General features: G+C 38.3%; 17 protein-coding genes and 10 tRNA genes. 2 read left to right on the plus strand and 25 right to left on the minus strand.

Annotated elements, in window-relative coordinates:
• Positions 1-78 precede the first annotated feature (78 nt).
• From ACOI1C_RS13135 to ACOI1C_RS13185, 11 genes are all read right to left on the minus strand, one after another.
• Positions 79-152: transfer RNA gene (locus tag ACOI1C_RS13135), tRNA-Gly, on the minus strand.
• A gap of 19 nt (positions 153-171) precedes the next feature.
• Positions 172-248, minus strand: a tRNA-Pro gene (locus ACOI1C_RS13140).
• Positions 249-264: 16 nt separating this feature from the next.
• Positions 265-341: transfer RNA gene (locus ACOI1C_RS13145), tRNA-Arg, on the minus strand.
• A gap of 70 nt (positions 342-411) precedes the next feature.
• Positions 412-494, minus strand: a tRNA-Leu gene (locus ACOI1C_RS13150).
• A gap of 9 nt (positions 495-503) precedes the next feature.
• Positions 504-585 (minus strand) — tRNA-Leu (locus ACOI1C_RS13155).
• Between the two features lie 4 nt (positions 586-589).
• Positions 590-664: transfer RNA gene (locus ACOI1C_RS13160), tRNA-Gln, on the minus strand.
• 19 nt (positions 665-683) lie between these two features.
• Positions 684-759: transfer RNA gene (locus tag ACOI1C_RS13165), tRNA-Asp, on the minus strand.
• A 163-nt stretch (positions 760-922) separates the two neighbouring features.
• Positions 923-994, minus strand: a tRNA-Glu gene (locus ACOI1C_RS13170).
• A gap of 15 nt (positions 995-1009) precedes the next feature.
• A tRNA-Ser gene (locus ACOI1C_RS13175) sits at positions 1010-1100 on the minus strand.
• Positions 1101-1105: 5 nt separating this feature from the next.
• Positions 1106-1180 (minus strand) — tRNA-Asn (locus ACOI1C_RS13180).
• 240 nt (positions 1181-1420) lie between these two features.
• The gene (locus ACOI1C_RS13185; RefSeq protein ID WP_422510984.1) at positions 1421-1882 is read right to left on the minus strand and encodes a SprT family protein; all 462 of its coding nucleotides are present in this window, start codon (positions 1880-1882) and stop codon (positions 1421-1423) included.
• Between the two features lie 104 nt (positions 1883-1986).
• On the opposite strand from ACOI1C_RS13185, the gene cmpA reads away from it, so the two are divergent.
• A complete protein-coding gene (cmpA, locus tag ACOI1C_RS13190; RefSeq protein WP_422510985.1) occupies positions 1987-2097 on the plus strand; it encodes a cortex morphogenetic protein CmpA in 111 nt (36 codons plus the stop codon).
• A 28-nt stretch (positions 2098-2125) separates the two neighbouring features.
• Here cmpA and ACOI1C_RS13195 read toward each other — a convergent pair whose 3' ends face one another.
• The 11 genes from ACOI1C_RS13195 to acpS form a co-directional block, all read right to left on the minus strand.
• Positions 2126-4309: a Tex family protein gene (locus ACOI1C_RS13195; protein WP_422510986.1), complete on the minus strand. Its 2184-nt coding sequence runs from the start codon at positions 4307-4309 to the stop codon at positions 2126-2128.
• Positions 4310-4854: 545 nt separating this feature from the next.
• The gene (sigB, locus tag ACOI1C_RS13200) at positions 4855-5646 is read right to left on the minus strand and encodes an RNA polymerase sigma factor SigB (protein ID WP_422510987.1); all 792 of its coding nucleotides are present in this window, start codon (positions 5644-5646) and stop codon (positions 4855-4857) included.
• Positions 5612-6091: an anti-sigma B factor RsbW gene (rsbW, locus tag ACOI1C_RS13205; protein ID WP_422510988.1), complete on the minus strand. Its 480-nt coding sequence runs from the start codon at positions 6089-6091 to the stop codon at positions 5612-5614. The genes sigB and rsbW overlap by 35 nt, the downstream gene beginning before the upstream one ends.
• A gap of 3 nt (positions 6092-6094) precedes the next feature.
• The gene (locus tag ACOI1C_RS13210) at positions 6095-6418 is read right to left on the minus strand and encodes an STAS domain-containing protein (RefSeq protein WP_422510989.1); all 324 of its coding nucleotides are present in this window, start codon (positions 6416-6418) and stop codon (positions 6095-6097) included.
• A gap of 81 nt (positions 6419-6499) precedes the next feature.
• Positions 6500-7513 (minus strand): PP2C family protein-serine/threonine phosphatase, encoded by a 1014-nt coding sequence (locus tag ACOI1C_RS13215; protein WP_422510990.1) that lies wholly within the window; start codon positions 7511-7513, stop codon positions 6500-6502.
• A gap of 120 nt (positions 7514-7633) precedes the next feature.
• Entirely contained in the window at positions 7634-8035 is a 402-nt protein-coding gene (locus ACOI1C_RS13220; RefSeq protein WP_422510991.1) for an anti-sigma regulatory factor, read from the minus strand.
• A gap of 627 nt (positions 8036-8662) precedes the next feature.
• Positions 8663-9013: a type II toxin-antitoxin system endoribonuclease NdoA gene (gene ndoA / locus ACOI1C_RS13225; RefSeq protein WP_377928895.1), complete on the minus strand. Its 351-nt coding sequence runs from the start codon at positions 9011-9013 to the stop codon at positions 8663-8665.
• Between the two features lie 4 nt (positions 9014-9017).
• Positions 9018-9308 (minus strand): antitoxin endoai, encoded by a 291-nt coding sequence (locus tag ACOI1C_RS13230; RefSeq protein ID WP_422510992.1) that lies wholly within the window; start codon positions 9306-9308, stop codon positions 9018-9020.
• 146 nt (positions 9309-9454) lie between these two features.
• Positions 9455-10633, minus strand: coding sequence for an alanine racemase (gene alr / locus ACOI1C_RS13235; RefSeq protein ID WP_422511078.1), 1179 nt, complete (start codon positions 10631-10633; stop codon positions 9455-9457).
• A 189-nt stretch (positions 10634-10822) separates the two neighbouring features.
• A complete protein-coding gene (locus ACOI1C_RS13240; protein ID WP_422510993.1) occupies positions 10823-11833 on the minus strand; it encodes a LolA family protein in 1011 nt (336 codons plus the stop codon).
• Positions 11834-11911: 78 nt separating this feature from the next.
• On the minus strand, positions 11912-12271 hold the full coding sequence (acpS, locus tag ACOI1C_RS13245) for a holo-ACP synthase (protein ID WP_422510994.1): 360 nt from the start codon (positions 12269-12271) through the stop codon (positions 11912-11914).
• Positions 12272-12467: 196 nt separating this feature from the next.
• On the opposite strand from acpS, the gene ACOI1C_RS13250 reads away from it, so the two are divergent.
• On the plus strand, positions 12468-13193 hold the full coding sequence (locus ACOI1C_RS13250; protein ID WP_422510995.1) for a rhomboid family intramembrane serine protease: 726 nt from the start codon (positions 12468-12470) through the stop codon (positions 13191-13193).
• Between the two features lie 119 nt (positions 13194-13312).
• Here ACOI1C_RS13250 and ACOI1C_RS13255 read toward each other — a convergent pair whose 3' ends face one another.
• From ACOI1C_RS13255 to uvsE, 3 genes are all read right to left on the minus strand, one after another.
• A complete protein-coding gene (locus ACOI1C_RS13255; protein WP_422510996.1) occupies positions 13313-14776 on the minus strand; it encodes a PH domain-containing protein in 1464 nt (487 codons plus the stop codon).
• The gene (locus ACOI1C_RS13260) at positions 14766-15245 is read right to left on the minus strand and encodes a PH domain-containing protein (protein ID WP_422510997.1); all 480 of its coding nucleotides are present in this window, start codon (positions 15243-15245) and stop codon (positions 14766-14768) included. The genes ACOI1C_RS13255 and ACOI1C_RS13260 overlap by 11 nt, the downstream gene beginning before the upstream one ends.
• A gap of 84 nt (positions 15246-15329) precedes the next feature.
• Positions 15330-16295 (minus strand): UV DNA damage repair endonuclease UvsE, encoded by a 966-nt coding sequence (uvsE, locus tag ACOI1C_RS13265; protein WP_422510998.1) that lies wholly within the window; start codon positions 16293-16295, stop codon positions 15330-15332.
• Positions 16296-16392: the final 97 nt, after the last annotated feature.

The raw sequence follows: 16392 nt of genomic DNA on the forward strand, positions 1-16392 counted from the left end.
AAGTTTTAATGACTAGATTAATACTATAACAAATATCGAATATAGTGTCAACACTTTTATAAGAAACATTAATTGGTATGGAGCGGGTGATGAGAATCGAACTCACGACATCAGCTTGGAAGGCTGAGGTTTTACCATTAAACTACACCCGCATAATACAAGAAATTCTGATGGTCGGGAAGACAGGATTTGAACCTGCGACCCCCTGGTCCCAAACCAGGTGCTCTACCAAGCTGAGCCACTTCCCGTTAGTAATCATGAAAATGGCGCGCCCGAGAGGAGTCGAACCCCTAACCTTTTGATCCGTAGTCAAACGCTCTATCCAATTGAGCTACGGGCGCAACAGCTTATTTATTTAAAGCGGTTTTTTAGAATAAACTATATTATCAAGAAAAGCAAGTTCTTTTTTGATGCGGCCGAGAGGATTTGAACCTCCACGGGGAAACCCCCACTAGGCCCTCAACCTAGCGCGTCTGCCGTTCCGCCACGACCGCGTTATTTAATGCGGATGGAGGGACTTGAACCCCCACGCCTTACAGCGCCAGATCCTAAGTCTGGTGCGTCTGCCAATTCCGCCACATCCGCTTAATGGCTGGGCTAGCTGGATTCGAACCAACGCATGACGGAGTCAAAGTCCGTTGCCTTACCGCTTGGCCATAGCCCATTGATATTATAAACAATAATGGCGGTCCCGACGGGAATCGAACCCGCGATCTCCTGCGTGACAGGCAGGCATGTTAACCGCTACACCACGGGACCTAATTTATATAGAAGTGAAAAGTGAAATTCATCTACCCACCCTAATTATAAGGTAGTTTCTATCCCAACCAAATTAAATCAGCGGTCTAGTTCTTTAAAGTACCACTTTTTTCGTTAGTGGAATAATGGAGAAAGAACGAATGTTTTTTCTCCATTATTATAGTGACCCATACGGGATTCGAACCCGTGATACCGCCGTGAAAGGGCGGTGTCTTAACCGCTTGACCAATGGGCCAAAATAGAATATATATGGCGGAGAAGGAGGGATTTGAACCCTCGCGCCGCGTTAACGACCTACACCCTTAGCAGGGGCGCCTCTTCAGCCACTTGAGTACTTCCCCATATTTGGCTCCACCAGTAGGATTCGAACCTACGACCCTTCGGTTAACAGCCGAATGCTCTACCGCTGAGCTATGGTGGAATAACATTTACTATTTTACGCATTTAGCGAGTGCTACTCACTAATGAATGATAATACATCGCAAATATGCGCTAAGCATTTTACTCACAAAGAATATATTTCTTTAAAGTAGCGACTTATATATTTTATAACAGGTTTTACTCAAAGTCAACTTGTTATCGTTTGGTATGTTTATCATTTATCGCTTTGTCTCAAGCGACGGTTTATATAACTTATCATAACTATTTTGGTCAGTCAAGACTATTTCCGGGTTACTTCTTGTAGCTTTCCTCTACATTTTCCGCAAACAAATTTTTCAGTATTGACTCTCTTCTTTCTTTTGTATATTTGCTTACAATCCTTACATTCATATATGTGGTATGAGGCTTTGCGCTTTTGCTCAGCTGATTTTAAAACAGAGCAATATCTAGGTGCATCTACCCTTTTAAGAAGTTGCTTAAAATCGGGGTCACCATGGTTGTAGCCTTTTCCTTGTAAATGAAGATGATAGTGACATAGCTCATGCTTAATTATTCCTACAAGCTCGTCAACTCCTAATTCTTCAAGATACTTGGGATTTATGTCAATGTTATGTGATAGAAGTAAATACCTCCCACCAGTAGATCTTAATTTCTTATTAAAGGTAGCTAGATGCTGAAACGGTAAATGAAATAGGGCGTTAGATATATCCTCGACTAGTTTTTGTAATTGTTCATTTGTCATCTTACTTTCCTCCAAAAAACACAAGGTTGATGCACACTTTACAGGACACTTTCATAAACATGTAACACACATCCTTCATTATAACTCTTAAGGAGGTATGGACAATGCCTGTTTGGTTAAAAAGCCAAATGACTCGTGCTTTTTATGAAAAAAACCATTATCAAATCAAACTTTTAAACCAATGTTGGTTCTTTTATAGAAAGAAGCACTGCTAATAAAAGCAGTGCTTCTTTCTATCGTTTTTTATAACGTTTGAAGATCAGGGGTCAACATGGTTAAGGCAACTCTGCCTTTCTTCATATCAACATCATCTACCCAAACAGTAACAACATCCCCAACCGATACAATATCTAGTGGGTGCTTGACGAAATTCTTACTCAGCTTTGATATATGTACAAGACCATCTTGCTTAACACCAATATCTACGAACGCACCAAAATCCACTACATTCCTAACTGTACCTTGAAGCTCTAATCCTTTTTTTAAATCCTCTAACTTTAAGATATCCTTCTTCAATAAAGGTTTTGCAAGCTCGTCACGGGGATCTCTTCCTGGCCGTGCTAATGCATCTACAATATCTCGAAGAGTTATAGAACCAATGTCTAATTGCTGAGAAATAGAATCTATGTCGATAGCTTGGAGTTTTTCATTTAATACACTAGATCCTATTTCATTTGAAGATGCTCCAAGCTGTTTTAGCAAAGATTCCACAACTCGGTAGTTTTCTGGATGTATGGATGTGCTATCTAACGGGTTATTACCTTCTGGGATTCTTAAAAAACCTATACATTGCTCATAAGTCTTGGCGCCTAAACGCGGAATGTCCTTTAGTTCTTTCCTAGTTGCGAACTTACCGGACTCATCTCTTTTTTTCACGATGTTATTAGCGACCGTCTTGCTTAGTCCAGCAACATACTGCAACAGAGATGACGAGGCCGTGTTTACATTGACACCTACTTGGTTTACAACTATTTCAACTACAAAAGTAAGTGAATCATTTAACTTCTTCTGAGTAACATCATGTTGGTATTGCCCAACACCAACTGACTTTGGATCAATTTTCACTAATTCAGCAAGTGGATCCTGGAGTCTTCTAGCAATTGAGACTGCACTTCTTTCCTCGACTTTTAGGTCAGGGAATTCTTCTCTCGCAATGTCAGATGCTGAATAAACACTTGCACCCGCCTCGTTAACAATCAGGTAATATATGTCTTTTTTACTTTCCTTTATAGCCTGTGTCACAAATTCTTCTGTCTCTCTCGATGCGGTTCCGTTACCCACAGCAATCATCTCTATTGGATATGAGTTCAATATATGAAGGAATTTCTTTCTTGCATCCTCTAGTTTAGTGGTTGGAGGATGGGGATAAATCACATCAATATGCAGTACTTTACCCGTTTCATCCACTACTGCAAGCTTACAACCTGTTCGGTAGGCTGGATCCACCCCTAGCACGATTCTCCCTTTAAGAGGTGGCTGCAAGAGAAGATTTCTTAAATTTTCTGAAAAAATATGTATGGCTTGGTCTTCTGCCTTTTCTGTAAGTTCTTTTCTAATTTCACGTTCTATAGAAGGCTGAATAAGTCGTTTATACCCGTCCTCTATTGCTGCAATCACGTATTCTTTGGCTGGTGAATGCTTTCTTCCAATTACACTGTCAACCAAATAGCGAGTAATGATTTCAGTTTGTGCATCAATTGATACTCTTAGTATCTCTTCTTTTTCTCCTCGATTTATAGCTAAAATTCGATGCGGGGCCGCCTTATGAATTGGCTCCTCATATTTATAGTACATTTCAAAAATATGTTTATCATCTTTTTCCTCATTCTTAACTGTTGTTACTATTTTTCCCTTTTGAAATGTATTTGTTCTTATCCATTGTCGATAAGGTGGTTCATCTGAGATCATTTCCGCAATAATATCTTGAGCACCCTGCAAAACTTCTTCAATTGAAGTTAACTCATGTTCCTCTGAAATGTATTTCTCCGCTTCTTTCAATACATCCTCTGTTTTTAGTTCTAGAAGCCACAACGCTAAAGGCTCTAAACCCTTTTCTTTTGCGATTGTAGCCTTCGTGCGTCGCTTTTGTTTATAAGGTCGATAAAGGTCTTCCAATGTCTGGAGTTTCTTTGCATTCTCAATGGATATACGTAGCTCACCCGTTAACTTACCTTGCTCATCAATTAAACGTATGACTTCGCTTTTTCGTTTTTCTAAACTTTGGAGATATTGCCACGTCTCCATAATATCTCTGATTTCTACTTCATCTAATGCTCCTGTAACTTCTTTTCGATAACGAGCAATAAACGGGACTGTGTTATCTTGTTCTAATAGTTCTATAACATTTTCTACTTGTTTTGTTTTTAGATTTAATTGAGCTGATATACTTTTTATAATCAAGTTTCTATTATCAATGACAGCTTCCAATAGATTCACTCCTAGTACCGATTTTGGCAGATGTATCTATTTTAACAGTTCCTACCCTTAAACTCACGTTTCTTATAGTCTAATTTCCCTAACCAAAAGCATTAGATCATCAGTAGTAGTGTTTTGTTGACCTACATATTTGAGTAGATTATGCAATGAATCCTGTTAAAACAATTGATTGACAACATCATATTCATGGAAAAAAGAGAATTCGGAACATAATAAGAGATTGACGGGTTGCGAAGGTTACTGGTTCACCTGAAAGGAATCCAGATTCAAGAAGATGATATTTAGTCTCTCTAACGTGGAGAGATGGTGATAAATCTAATCTGACACCGGTAAAAAATACTTGTTTTAAAGTGAAGTGTATTCTCGCAACAGCAACAGCTGCTCCGCAAATAAACTCCAGAGAGTTGTTACATTTTTTTAAAAGGGAGTGAATGTATTGACTATGATATTAATGGATTACATCGATGACAACAGGTGAAGATTCCTTCACTTTTTCTCCACTTCCATTTCAAGCCTATCTGTTACTATATTTTCTATCATGAATTACACTCTGAACCTTCTAGATTTGCCCTTGCGGCATTTCTTAATTTTTGTATAGCACGTCTTTGCAATCTCGAAACATGCATTTGAGAAATCCCAAGCTTTTCTCCAGTTTCTTTTTGACTTAAACTTTCTAAGAAGAGATGTGATAGTATAAGTCTTTCTTGGTTTGTTAGCACCTTTAATGATGATTCTAGATCTATCTTTTGGTCAACATGTTCATATCCTGTATCCTGATTACCTACTAAATCAAGGAGAGTAACTTTACTCCCATCTGAATCAGCTTCAATAGTATGATCTACCGACAAGGCTTGATAACTCTTTCCCATTTCCATCGTTTCTAGTATTTCCTCTTCTGTCACTTCTAAGTAAGCAGCAATCTCTGCCACCTTAGGAGATCGTTGCAGCTCTGTCGTTAACCATTCAACTGTTGCCTTGATCTTTGGACCTAGCTCCTTAATCCTACGAGGAACATGTATACTCCACGTTTTATCACGTAAAAAGCGCTTGATTTCTCCAATAATCGTCGGGATAGCAAATGCTTTAAAGTCTTTGCCAAATTGAGGGTCATAACGCTTTATCGCTCCAAGCAAGCCCAACATTCCTACTTGAACAAGATCCTCATGTATATTCCGACCCCTTGAATATTTATAGGCTAAAGACTCTACTAAAGAAGTATATTTTTCCACTAAAAAAAGCTGTATGTCTTCATCATTTGTGCTTTGAAATTGCTCGATTAATTCTGTAACCTCATTACTCTGTATGGTTAGTTGCGATTGACTCTTCATCACTTCCCACCCGCTCTCTATAAAGGTACTTCTTCATAAGTACACTTACTCCAGCATGATTGTTGATTTTGACATCATCCATTAGCGTGTCCATTAAATATAGCCCTAGGCCACCTTCATTCATAACCTCAAGTGAGGTTGAACTATTATATGGACCTAATTCTTCTTTTGCTTTATCTACGTTAAAGCTTTTTCCACTGTCTGATACATTGATTTGTAGATGATCTTCGTACATACCGAATCCTATTGTAATTTCTCCGTCCTCCCCCTCATTGTAAGCATGATTGACTGCATTTGTAACAGCCTCAGATGTTGCGATTTTTAAATCTTCAATATCTTCATACGAATATCCCATTCGACTCGCTATTCCCGAAAGAGTTAGACGAACCACTCCTACAAAATCAGGCTTTGAAGGGATTCTCATTTCTATATAGTCAACTTTCATTCGTTACTCACCTCCAGAAATATCTATGATTTCATGTAACCCAGTAATTGTAAATAATCGTTTTATTCTATCGTTTAAGCCGACTAATTGCAGGCTACCTTTATGTTTTCTTGTTGTTTTCAATATCCCTATAAAAACCCCGAGTCCTGTGCTATCTATATAGGACACCTCTGCTAGATCTATAACTAAGTGGCTGCCCGTTTCCTCCGCTAATGGAACAAGTTGATCTTTTAACTGAGGAGCAGTGAAAGCATCTACTTCCCCTTTTACAAAGATAAAACGAGTTAGGTCTTCCTGTTTAATTTCAAGCTGAAGATTCAATTCCATCTCTCCCTTACACTTATCTAGTTTTTTTATGGTAGTATGTAATCATCATCTTACATGTTTTATGTACCCGCAAAACAACAGTTATAAACCTAATTTCCTTAAAATAATCAATGTAAAATCATCACGAAGTACATAGTTCTGAAGTCTTTCAAGTTCTTTATATACATTTTCAACAATCTCTTGAGCAGTTAAGTGAATACTTTGTTGTACGAGCTTGACGATTTCTTCTCGTTCAATAAATCCTTTTTCGGTTCTTGATTCTGTTACGCCATCAGATAATAGAATAATCATGTCGTTATCTTCAAATTTTTGACGATATTCCTTATACTTATTTAACTTGTCAACACCGAGTACCATGCCACTTGGATCGATGTCAGAAAACCGATTGTCTTTTGAGGAATAGAAGAAGCCTGGCTCATGGCCAGCTGAAGAGTATGTAAATTCATTGGTGTATGTGTCATATATTCCATAGAACATGGTAATAAACATCGTAATATCAATATTTTGTTCAACGACTCTGTTCAGATTCTCCAAAACATAGCTCGGTTGATTTCTTGATTCAGGTAAGCTATCCATCGCGTATTTGATCATAGACATACAAAGTGCGGCAGGGATTCCTTTTCCGATTACATCTGCAACCGCAACACTGATACATCCGCTTTCATCCTCGACAAAATGATAATAGTCACCATTCATCTGTTTTGCCGGTACACTGATTGCCCCTATATCCAAGCCGTTCACAATAGGAATGGTAGTTCCAAGCAGCGTTTGCTGAACATTTGCCGCTATTTCCATTTCAACATTCATTTCTTGTTGCTGAGTTTTAAGTATTTGATGTTCACGATACACAAGTCCATAACCCGTCATTACCTCAAGCAAAAGATCAAATGAATCAAGTACTTTTCTAGGTATATCAGGATAAAGATTTTGTAAGACGGTTTTATGGATATCCACAATCTCCTCAGGAGTAATCTCGTTTTCTATCGATTGTCTACTTAATTTCTGGCCCTTATATAAAAGCTGTTCATTTGAATCACGGAGATATTTTGTTAGTAGTTCCTCGTACTTATTCAACACTTTTTTCTGAGTCTCCAAAATTACTCCCCCTTTTTTCGGAAATAAACTTACGAGCAAATATCTGAATACTCCAAGGATATCACTACTTGTCTGCTTCCTACCGGGACTACTACCATGGTCTTGGTTGATTAATTTAGGTTAACGTACCCATTTGACAGAGATAATTTCTGTCCCTTTACCAGGCTCTGAATTCATTGAAAACTCATCCATCAATCTCTTCACTCCCGGTAACCCTGCACCTAGCCCTCCAGAGGTTGAAAAACAATCCTCTATTGCTCTTCTTATATCTGTAATACCAGGTCTTTCATCAGTGGCTCGAACTTTTAGACCTTTACCATCAATCAATGTTATTTCTTCAATGCAGATCATACCTTTCTCCGCATATAAATATATATTACGAGCTAACTCTGAAATTGCTGTCGTAATTCTTGCTTGATCTACCGTACCAAAGCCTAATTGTTTAGAGATATCTCGTCCAAGTTGCCTAGCAGCTAAGATGTCCCGTTCCAAAATAATTTTTACACAGGATTGGACTTCCATCTTCATTCCCACAATTCTGACTGAAGTTTCTCAAGTCCTTTTTAAGAAAAAGAGCTGTAGGAACATCACTAAATGTACCCTTATGTCCAGAGGAACATCCATAGCAACTAACTAGCTGTTAGAACAGCCTTCTTCCCATTAATATAGACTCGCTTACAGCATCACCGATCACTTTTTCAATGTATCTTAATAAAAAATCCTCTTTAATCTGAATAGCTGCCCGATCTTCTAGTTCACATTAAATAAATAGTAGTAGATACTGTATGAGCATATGGATTGGAATTCCCCATTCCCGACAACATTCTCCAGCTCCTTACCTACTATCGTTCAATTCGTCATAAGTAGAGTCAACTAAAAGCCAAACATGACTCCCACTAAGAGCTTACTTAAAACCTATTATTCCATGTCCCTAATTTACTTTCAATCATTTCCCCCTATCTTTATCCAAATTGAAATGTAAATTCTACTAAACAGAAAAGGACGAATGAAAAGCTCGCATTTCATTCGTCCTTTTCTGTTTGGGAACAAAGAGAGTGCGATTTGAATAACCTAAGAAAATCTACTCTAACCAAACCCCAATCAAAAAAAGCCACCTAGAATGCTCTAAGTAGCTCTTTGGCTTACCTATTAAAAGTCAATGAGTCCGAGGCTGATCTGCAAGGCTTCGTCTACTTTTTCCATCATTTCATCATCTAAATGAGTAATTTTGTCTGTCAATCGCTGTTTATCGATTGTACGAATTTGCTCTAGTAGTATGACAGAATCGCGCTCAAATCCATATCGCTTTGCATCAATTTCAACGTGAGTTGGAAGCTTAGCTTTTTGAATTTGGGCAGTTATTGCAGCAACAATAACTGTGGGACTAAACCGATTCCCAATATCGTTTTGTAAAACAAGGACTGGGCGGACGCCCCCTTGCTCGGATCCAACAACAGGGGAAAGGTCAGCAAAATACACGTCACCACGTTTAACAATCAAAGGATTACCCCCCGCTAACTAGACGTTCAACGGTGTGATCCGCTTCTTCTTCAGCAAGAAATGCTTCACATGCAATATTCAAATTGATTTTAGCCATCTCCATATATCCCCGTCTCATAGACTCACGGATATGACGCTTCTTTCTTTCTCTTAAATACATTTTCGTTGCTTGATAAATGATGTCACTATGACTGCCATTTTCTTGTTTAATGATACCGTCTAATTCACTGATTAGTGCTCTCGGTAATCGAACAATAATTTCAGTTGTTGTTGCGCTAGAATCGGTCACATTCATACACCTCCACCATCAACTACACACATATAAATCAATCCATTTTCAATCATAACACCAAATGCTTGTTTTTGCAAAGCAGTTCTACAAATCCTACCATATTATCTACTGTATATAGTAGTATTTATTCACTCAATCTTAAATCTTCTCTATTTATTTAGTGGTAGGTCATGTAGCAATGGATTCACCACATCAATGACCTCGTTATTTTTAATAAAAACCCTTGGAACACGATAGCTAATCATACAAGGGATTTCATAATTAATCGTATTAATTTCTTGTGCTATTTCATCAATTGAAATAAATTCCTGACCTTGCTCACCAATAAGGGTTACTTTCGTCCCTACCTCCACATGATTCGGGAGTCGAATCATAATTTGATCCATACACACTCGACCAATAATCGGCATACGTAACCCGTTCACTAAGACTTCACGGTTCTTTAAGCTCCTTACCCATCCATCAGCATAGCCAATCGGGACCGTTCCAACCCATTCCTCCTGATCAACTGTATAGGTTGCTCCGTAGCTTACTTTTTCACCTGCTGATACTTTTTTCACATGACTAATACAGCTGTGTAAGGAAAAAGATTCCTGCAAAGGAAAAGGTAACAATCCCTTCATTTCTTCAGAAGGGGATAGTCCATACATCGCAATACCCAGTCTAACTGCATGGAACATTTTTGTTGGAAATTGTAAGCTCGCCGCACTATTTCCACAATGAATCATAGGTGCGTTAACAGAAACCGTTCGAACGAAGTCTACCGCTACCTCAAATTTTGCATATTGAAAATCAAAATAGTCTGTGTCAATTTCATCTGCAGTTGCAAAATGTGTATACAATCCTTCTAACACCATCGTCGGGTTACTTTTAACAAAAGTCATCATCTCATTTAACTCTTCTGTTGTTTTAAGACCTAAACGCCCCATCCCAGAATCAAATTTTATATGAAGATTTAGAGAATTTCGAGGTGCAAGATGGTTGACTGCAAGTTGTAGCCAATCTAGCTGAAAAACAGTTACTGAGATATTGTGCTCAGCAGCTAGCGTTGCGTCCTCAGGACGAATAACTCCTAACACAAGGATCGGCTCTTTAATCCCACTTTTTCGCAAAGCTAAAGCTTCATCTAGAAAAGCTACCGCTAAATAGGACGCCCCTGCCTCAATGGCTGTTTTGGCTACTTGGACATCACCATGACCGTAAGCATTAGCCTTCACCACTGCAATTATACGAATGCTAGGGTCAAGATATTCCTTTATAGACTTAACATTATGATAGATACCATCTAATTGAACCTCTACCCATGTGTCACGGTAAAACGGTGACATTTTCACAACTAAACACGTCCTTTAACAATTCGCTCCAAACTAAATGTATATTTTTGATTATTGAACATGAGGGCTCTAATGTCAATCGTACCATCAATAGATAATTATTCTACATTAGATAATGACTACCATGCCTTAGAGCCAAAAAAAGGCCCAACTAGAACGTTTGGGCCTTAAGCTAAGAAAATATTATTTAATTGACTGACCTTGTACTGAACTTGCTACCATAATAAGTTCCTCTTGAGTCATGTCATTAGAAGCCAGCATATACTCAACACCATTATGAGACCAAGTAAGAGAGTTTTCAGATAGAGCTCCTACTGTGAAGCCAAGGTCAACCGGTTCACCACTCACCATTGAAGTAGTCGTGACTTCTGCTATACGAGCACTTTCTTGGATAAGCGTAAAGGATTTATCGTTTCCACCAAATGTCATGACAAAACGCTTGCCGTTCTCTGTTTCTAGTTCCTTATCGCCAACAAGCTTAACACCATCCGGCATTTCGAAAGGGTATAACTTCTCAAATGGAGCCTTTTCTTCCTGTCCTGCCATCGCCGGAACACCAGCTCTTGACATGTTATTGCTCATATCAAAGGCATTTTTGTCAAAGCTTGCATTGAATTCAATACTAGTGAACTCCACTTGTAGTAATGCATTACGGTCAGCATCCATCACCTTGACCATTACAGGTGTTAAATCACTCTTATTTAGAGTAATTTCTTGTAGTGGGATTGCCTTACTGTTTTTATAATTCGTCTTTGTTTCGAATACATAATGAGTATCAGTTGCTTTAAAGGTTGCTTCTTTATCTTCTAGAATATCTTTAACTAATGATTCGTAAAGATAGGCTTGGCTGCTATTTTGAGGCCATTCACTTTGAAAACGGAAGCTCTTATTTAATGCTGGTGTTAAAACAAATACACCTTCATCATTACGTAAAATCATCTGGCTTTGCTCTTTTGCCGTATTCTTTAAATTTACTCGGTAGTAAAGTGGAGTCTGATGCCAAATTTCAACCTCATAAACTTGCTCTTCACTTCCGGTTTGCAACGTCATCTTCGCATTTGCCTTATAACTAGTAATCTCATCCATCTTTGCATCTAAAGCCTTTACCACATCACCTTGACTCTTTGCACCACACCCCGCTAAAGCAAGGATCACTAGCATTGCTAGTAAAAATAAACCTAACTTCTTCTGCATGTCTCCAACCCCTTTGTCTCATACTAAAAAATTAATTCCCAATAGAATGATATGAGACAAAGTGTCCGAATATGCAGACTAGCTTGACGAGCTTTCAATTATTACTTGAGCCACTGCATATTCCTTACTGTGAGATATGGATAAATAAGTACCTTCAGTAAATGGCTTGGAGAAAAACGGCTTGCCTAGAGGGTCCTGAACAATTTCAATATCGGTGAATTGAAGGCCTTTCCCAATGCCAGTTCCCATTGCTTTTGAAAAGGCTTCTTTTGCAGCAAATCTACCAGCCAAATACTCTGCCTTTCTCTTACCTTGTAGCCATTCATATTTTTTTATTTCTCTCTCTGTTAAAATCCGCTGAACAAACTTTGGCATCCTAGCTGCTAAATCCTCCACCCTGTGAATCTCAATAATATCTATTCCAATTCCCTTAATCATTTGTTACCTCTTTCTTTTTTAAAGTTATAAAAGCTATCATGTAGGAGCATATAGTGTACATATGTTAAGATGAAAAGCAGAAGCACCCGGTTTAGTCTCTGGCATAGCGAATCCAGTAAACTCTAATCGGTGTTGTAGGCAAGACACACATCCAATTCATAAAGATCTTTATTTTTAAAAGAAAAGGAGTCGGTTTATGTTTTTACGAACTGAAAGCTTCCGTACGTTTATCCGCTACTATCCTATTGTATCATTTCTAGTGGCTCTCCATTTCTTATTATGGATTAGCTTCTACCTACCAGGCGGAAGGCTTCTTTATGAGAATATGGTAGGCTGGAATATGTTCATTGCTCACGGTGAATGGTGGAGACTCTTTACTCCAATGCTCCTTCATGCTGGCTTTGCTCATGTTTTATTTAATTCCTTCTCTTTGGTTCTTTTCGGTCCAGCACTTGAAAAGTTACTAGGTAAGACTAAATTTATAGTCGTTTATGTAGGCGCAGCTTTTATTGCAAACGTCGCCACATTTTTTCTTGAGTCTCCTGATTTTTCACATGTCGGAGCATCTGGTGCCATTTATGGTCTTTTCGGAGTATATCTATACATGGTGCTATTTCGTAAAGAATTAATTGATCAGGCAAACTCACAGATCATCATCACAATACTGGTAATTGGTTTGGTTATGACATTTGTGGGTGGTAACATCAATGTTCTTGGACACATCTTCGGATTTGTTGGGGGCGCAATACTGGCACCTCTTGTTTTACCAAAGATGACCAGTCATCACTCATACGCCTACTCTTCAAAACCTACTTTTGAAATGAAAAATTTCAAAGTGAGGCTTCCAAAGAAGTTTGATCGAAGTGCAATCGTTTGGATTATACTTGGAATTCTAGTGATTTTGGGGATCTTTGCTCGTTAAAAAAGCAACCGATTTTTACATCGGTTGCTTTTTCTCATATGTTTAGCTCCAGCACCCAGCACCCCAAGGTCAAATAACCTGAATCAAATAAAAGGGAAAGAGCACCCTTTTCTTCAATTTTAGAACATTTGCTTTTCAGGGCTAATCAGAGTGCTTGCGCTTTTCTCATACGAATACCATTCATATAACTCTAACGCGTGGGACTCATCCACATCCACCACTTTAAAATGCTTGCCTGCTGATTTAGATTGAGTGGAAACAATGATCGAAGATACGCTGACTTTTCTTTGGAAGTAAGAATGAGTAAGATGAAAAGCTTGAATTCTGTTTTTTCTTGCAAAGACGGTATGACGATTAAGAAAGCGATAACGTAGCTTTAGACGATTTCCCTCTGTAATCCATCCAGCTTCGCTGTGCATCATTGCACCTAGAATGACGGCTAACGGGAGTAAAATCAGACTAATATACCCCCATGGATTTAGGAAGAAGCTTACTAAGATCACGATTATACTAGTAGGAATCACTAGACGAGTAATGTAACGTACCTTTGCCCTTTTTGGAAGCGGATGTAACTCCTCATCCATCATAAACTCAGGCGTAAACATAACTAAAAGCTGTGAGACCTTTTTTATTGGAATAATGGGTAGAAGGACGGTTGAATAATCCTCCCCTTTCCCAGTAGCACCACCAGCAACCTCGATATAAACAGTTGCATAACCTAGAAATTGACGAACAAAATTTTCTTGAATTCGGACAGCTTGAATTCTATTAATCGGAATGGTCAGCTCTCTTTTTTCAACCAATCCTCTTGTAATGAATAAATTAACTCCCTTTTTAGTAAGCTTATAGTTGCCGAACTTAATGGAAGTACTCACTATGGAGATCACCCAAGAAAATAAAACAACAAAAAATATCCCCATAGAAATCAGAACAAATCCTGATTGAATGACTTCTTTAGCTAGACTGTAAACATATTCAGTTGGTAATAGTTCATCAAATTGTGTTAAGAAGGCAATTATAGCAGAGATGACAACTCCTATTCCTCCTGTTGTCGAAGCCATTATAAACAGATCCCTTGAGCCCAATGTGAACTTTTCAAGTTCCTGAACTTCTTCATTTAGGTCATCCGAAGTACTTTTATTTGTAAGCGTCATTCGAAGCACTTCCGCTTCCTCTGACGTAATGGCAGAAAGGACAGCTTCTGCTTCATCACCGCCACCTGCAGTTTCAATTTGTATCTTCACAAGCCCAAATAAACGTTGAATAAGACCCGCGGAAACATCAATTGTTTGAATTTTTTCAATGGGAATATATCGTTTCTTTCTTACGAGGATCCCGTGCTCAATTCGAAGTTCTCCCTCCTCCACTCTATATGTAAAGCGATACCACGAAAGGATTCCAAAAATGAGCATTCCGACAACAATACCAGTTACACCTAAATAATATAGTGCTCCCATAAGACTGTTTTCGCCTCGTCCATTAATAAAAAAGAAAATCAGTAAAGGTAGAGCAATCTTTCGGAGTGATCGAAGAAACCTTATTACAGCAGCAACAGGGTGTAGCCTTTTCGGTCTATTCATCATAATCAGTCACTCTTGCTAACTGAGAAATACGATCACGCAATTGATCAGCCTCTACCACATCCAATGCTGGAATCTCATGAACAGTAGCTGCTGTTGATATGGTAACAGTAGCAAGATTAAACCTTCTTAATAAGGGACCTTGCCTCGTATCAACGTGTTGTACTCGAACCATAGGAATCAGCGATCTTTGTACCGTAAAAACTCCATGCTGTATATCAACTTCAGAATCATGTACCTCATACTTCCACTTTCTCCATTCAAGTTTGGAATAAAATACAATGTTAAAGAGAGACAAAGCTACTATCAGTCCAAGAAGAGAATAGCCGATCCATAATGGTATGGGAAAAATATAGGAAATTACAATTAAACCAACACACAAAAAAATAAATAGTGCCATGGTTATACTTGAAGATATTCGCCAAACGGTTAAGGCTCGACCATTTAACTGATTTGCCGGTTCCTTTCTCATAAAAACGCTCCTTACATATAATCACTTTATCTTTACTATATCAGAAACTGAATGGATATTATCTGCATTTTGAAAATCAAAATATTAAAGAAAAACAAAAGTGGAATCATTCACTTTTTCAATCCCCTTTTCTCCCAGAAGTTCCTCCATCAAACGAAACAGGGCATCATCCTTCATTTTTGCCTCGATCATACAATCAATTTCTTTAACAGATCCTTTTATTTCATGTAAAAACCTCAAAAACATTTTAGAATCAATATAATCTGCATGTGCTCGGAAATCTTTTTCATTTCTTGGGCTGCTGATGTGCATTTTTAAGGGAAGGGGTGAAAAAGACCATGTTTGAATGATACGATCCCAAGATGATCTCCAGTCCTCGTCCTTAAAATTAGCTAGATGGTGATGATAATCAAAAACGAGCGGAATACCGAGCTTTTCACAAAGATAAAGGGTGTCCTCTACATGAAAAGTTACATCATCATTTTCAAGCATAACCATCCTCTGAATCGATTGGGGAACAAACTGCCAATTATGTATAAACTGCTCTAGTGATTTTTCTTTATCGTTGTATCCTCCACCGACATGCATCACACAGCGGTGCTCTAGATCTATATTCATCCCTGTTAAAAGAGCTTCGTGCATCTGTAAGGTTTTGATAGACTGATTTAGTAAGTCCGAATTAGGTGAATTCATAATGACAAAATGATCAGGGTGGAAATCTACTCTCATGGAGTGCTTCGTGATCCACTCACCTAAGGCTAACAAGCTGTCCTTTAATGCATCTATAAAGTCCCATTCCGGAAGATCTTCATGATTGGCAAGGGGAATCAGCTTAGAGCTTAATCTGAAAAATGAGATATCATGCCCACTATTATGTTTTAACAATCTCAAGCAATTCTGCAAATTCGATATCGCAATTCGATTTAATTTATGTATGGCAGCTTCGCGATTCTTCAATCGACTAAACTGTGCATAAGTCATCGTTTGCGAAGGTGAGCAATTCTGCAGATGAACACTCATTGCTACATATCCAAGTCTAACTATTGTCATATGGGCCTACCTCTTTTTTCAAATAGTATACCCTTGGATGAGTTGAAACTTGCTAAAGTTTCACTCTTTAAACAGAAAAATGACGTAGTGAAATCCA

The sequence above is a fragment of the Bacillus sp. DJP31 genome (assembly GCF_049310945.1).
In the GTDB taxonomy this organism is placed as follows: Bacteria; Bacillota; Bacilli; order Bacillales; family SA4; genus Bacillus_BS.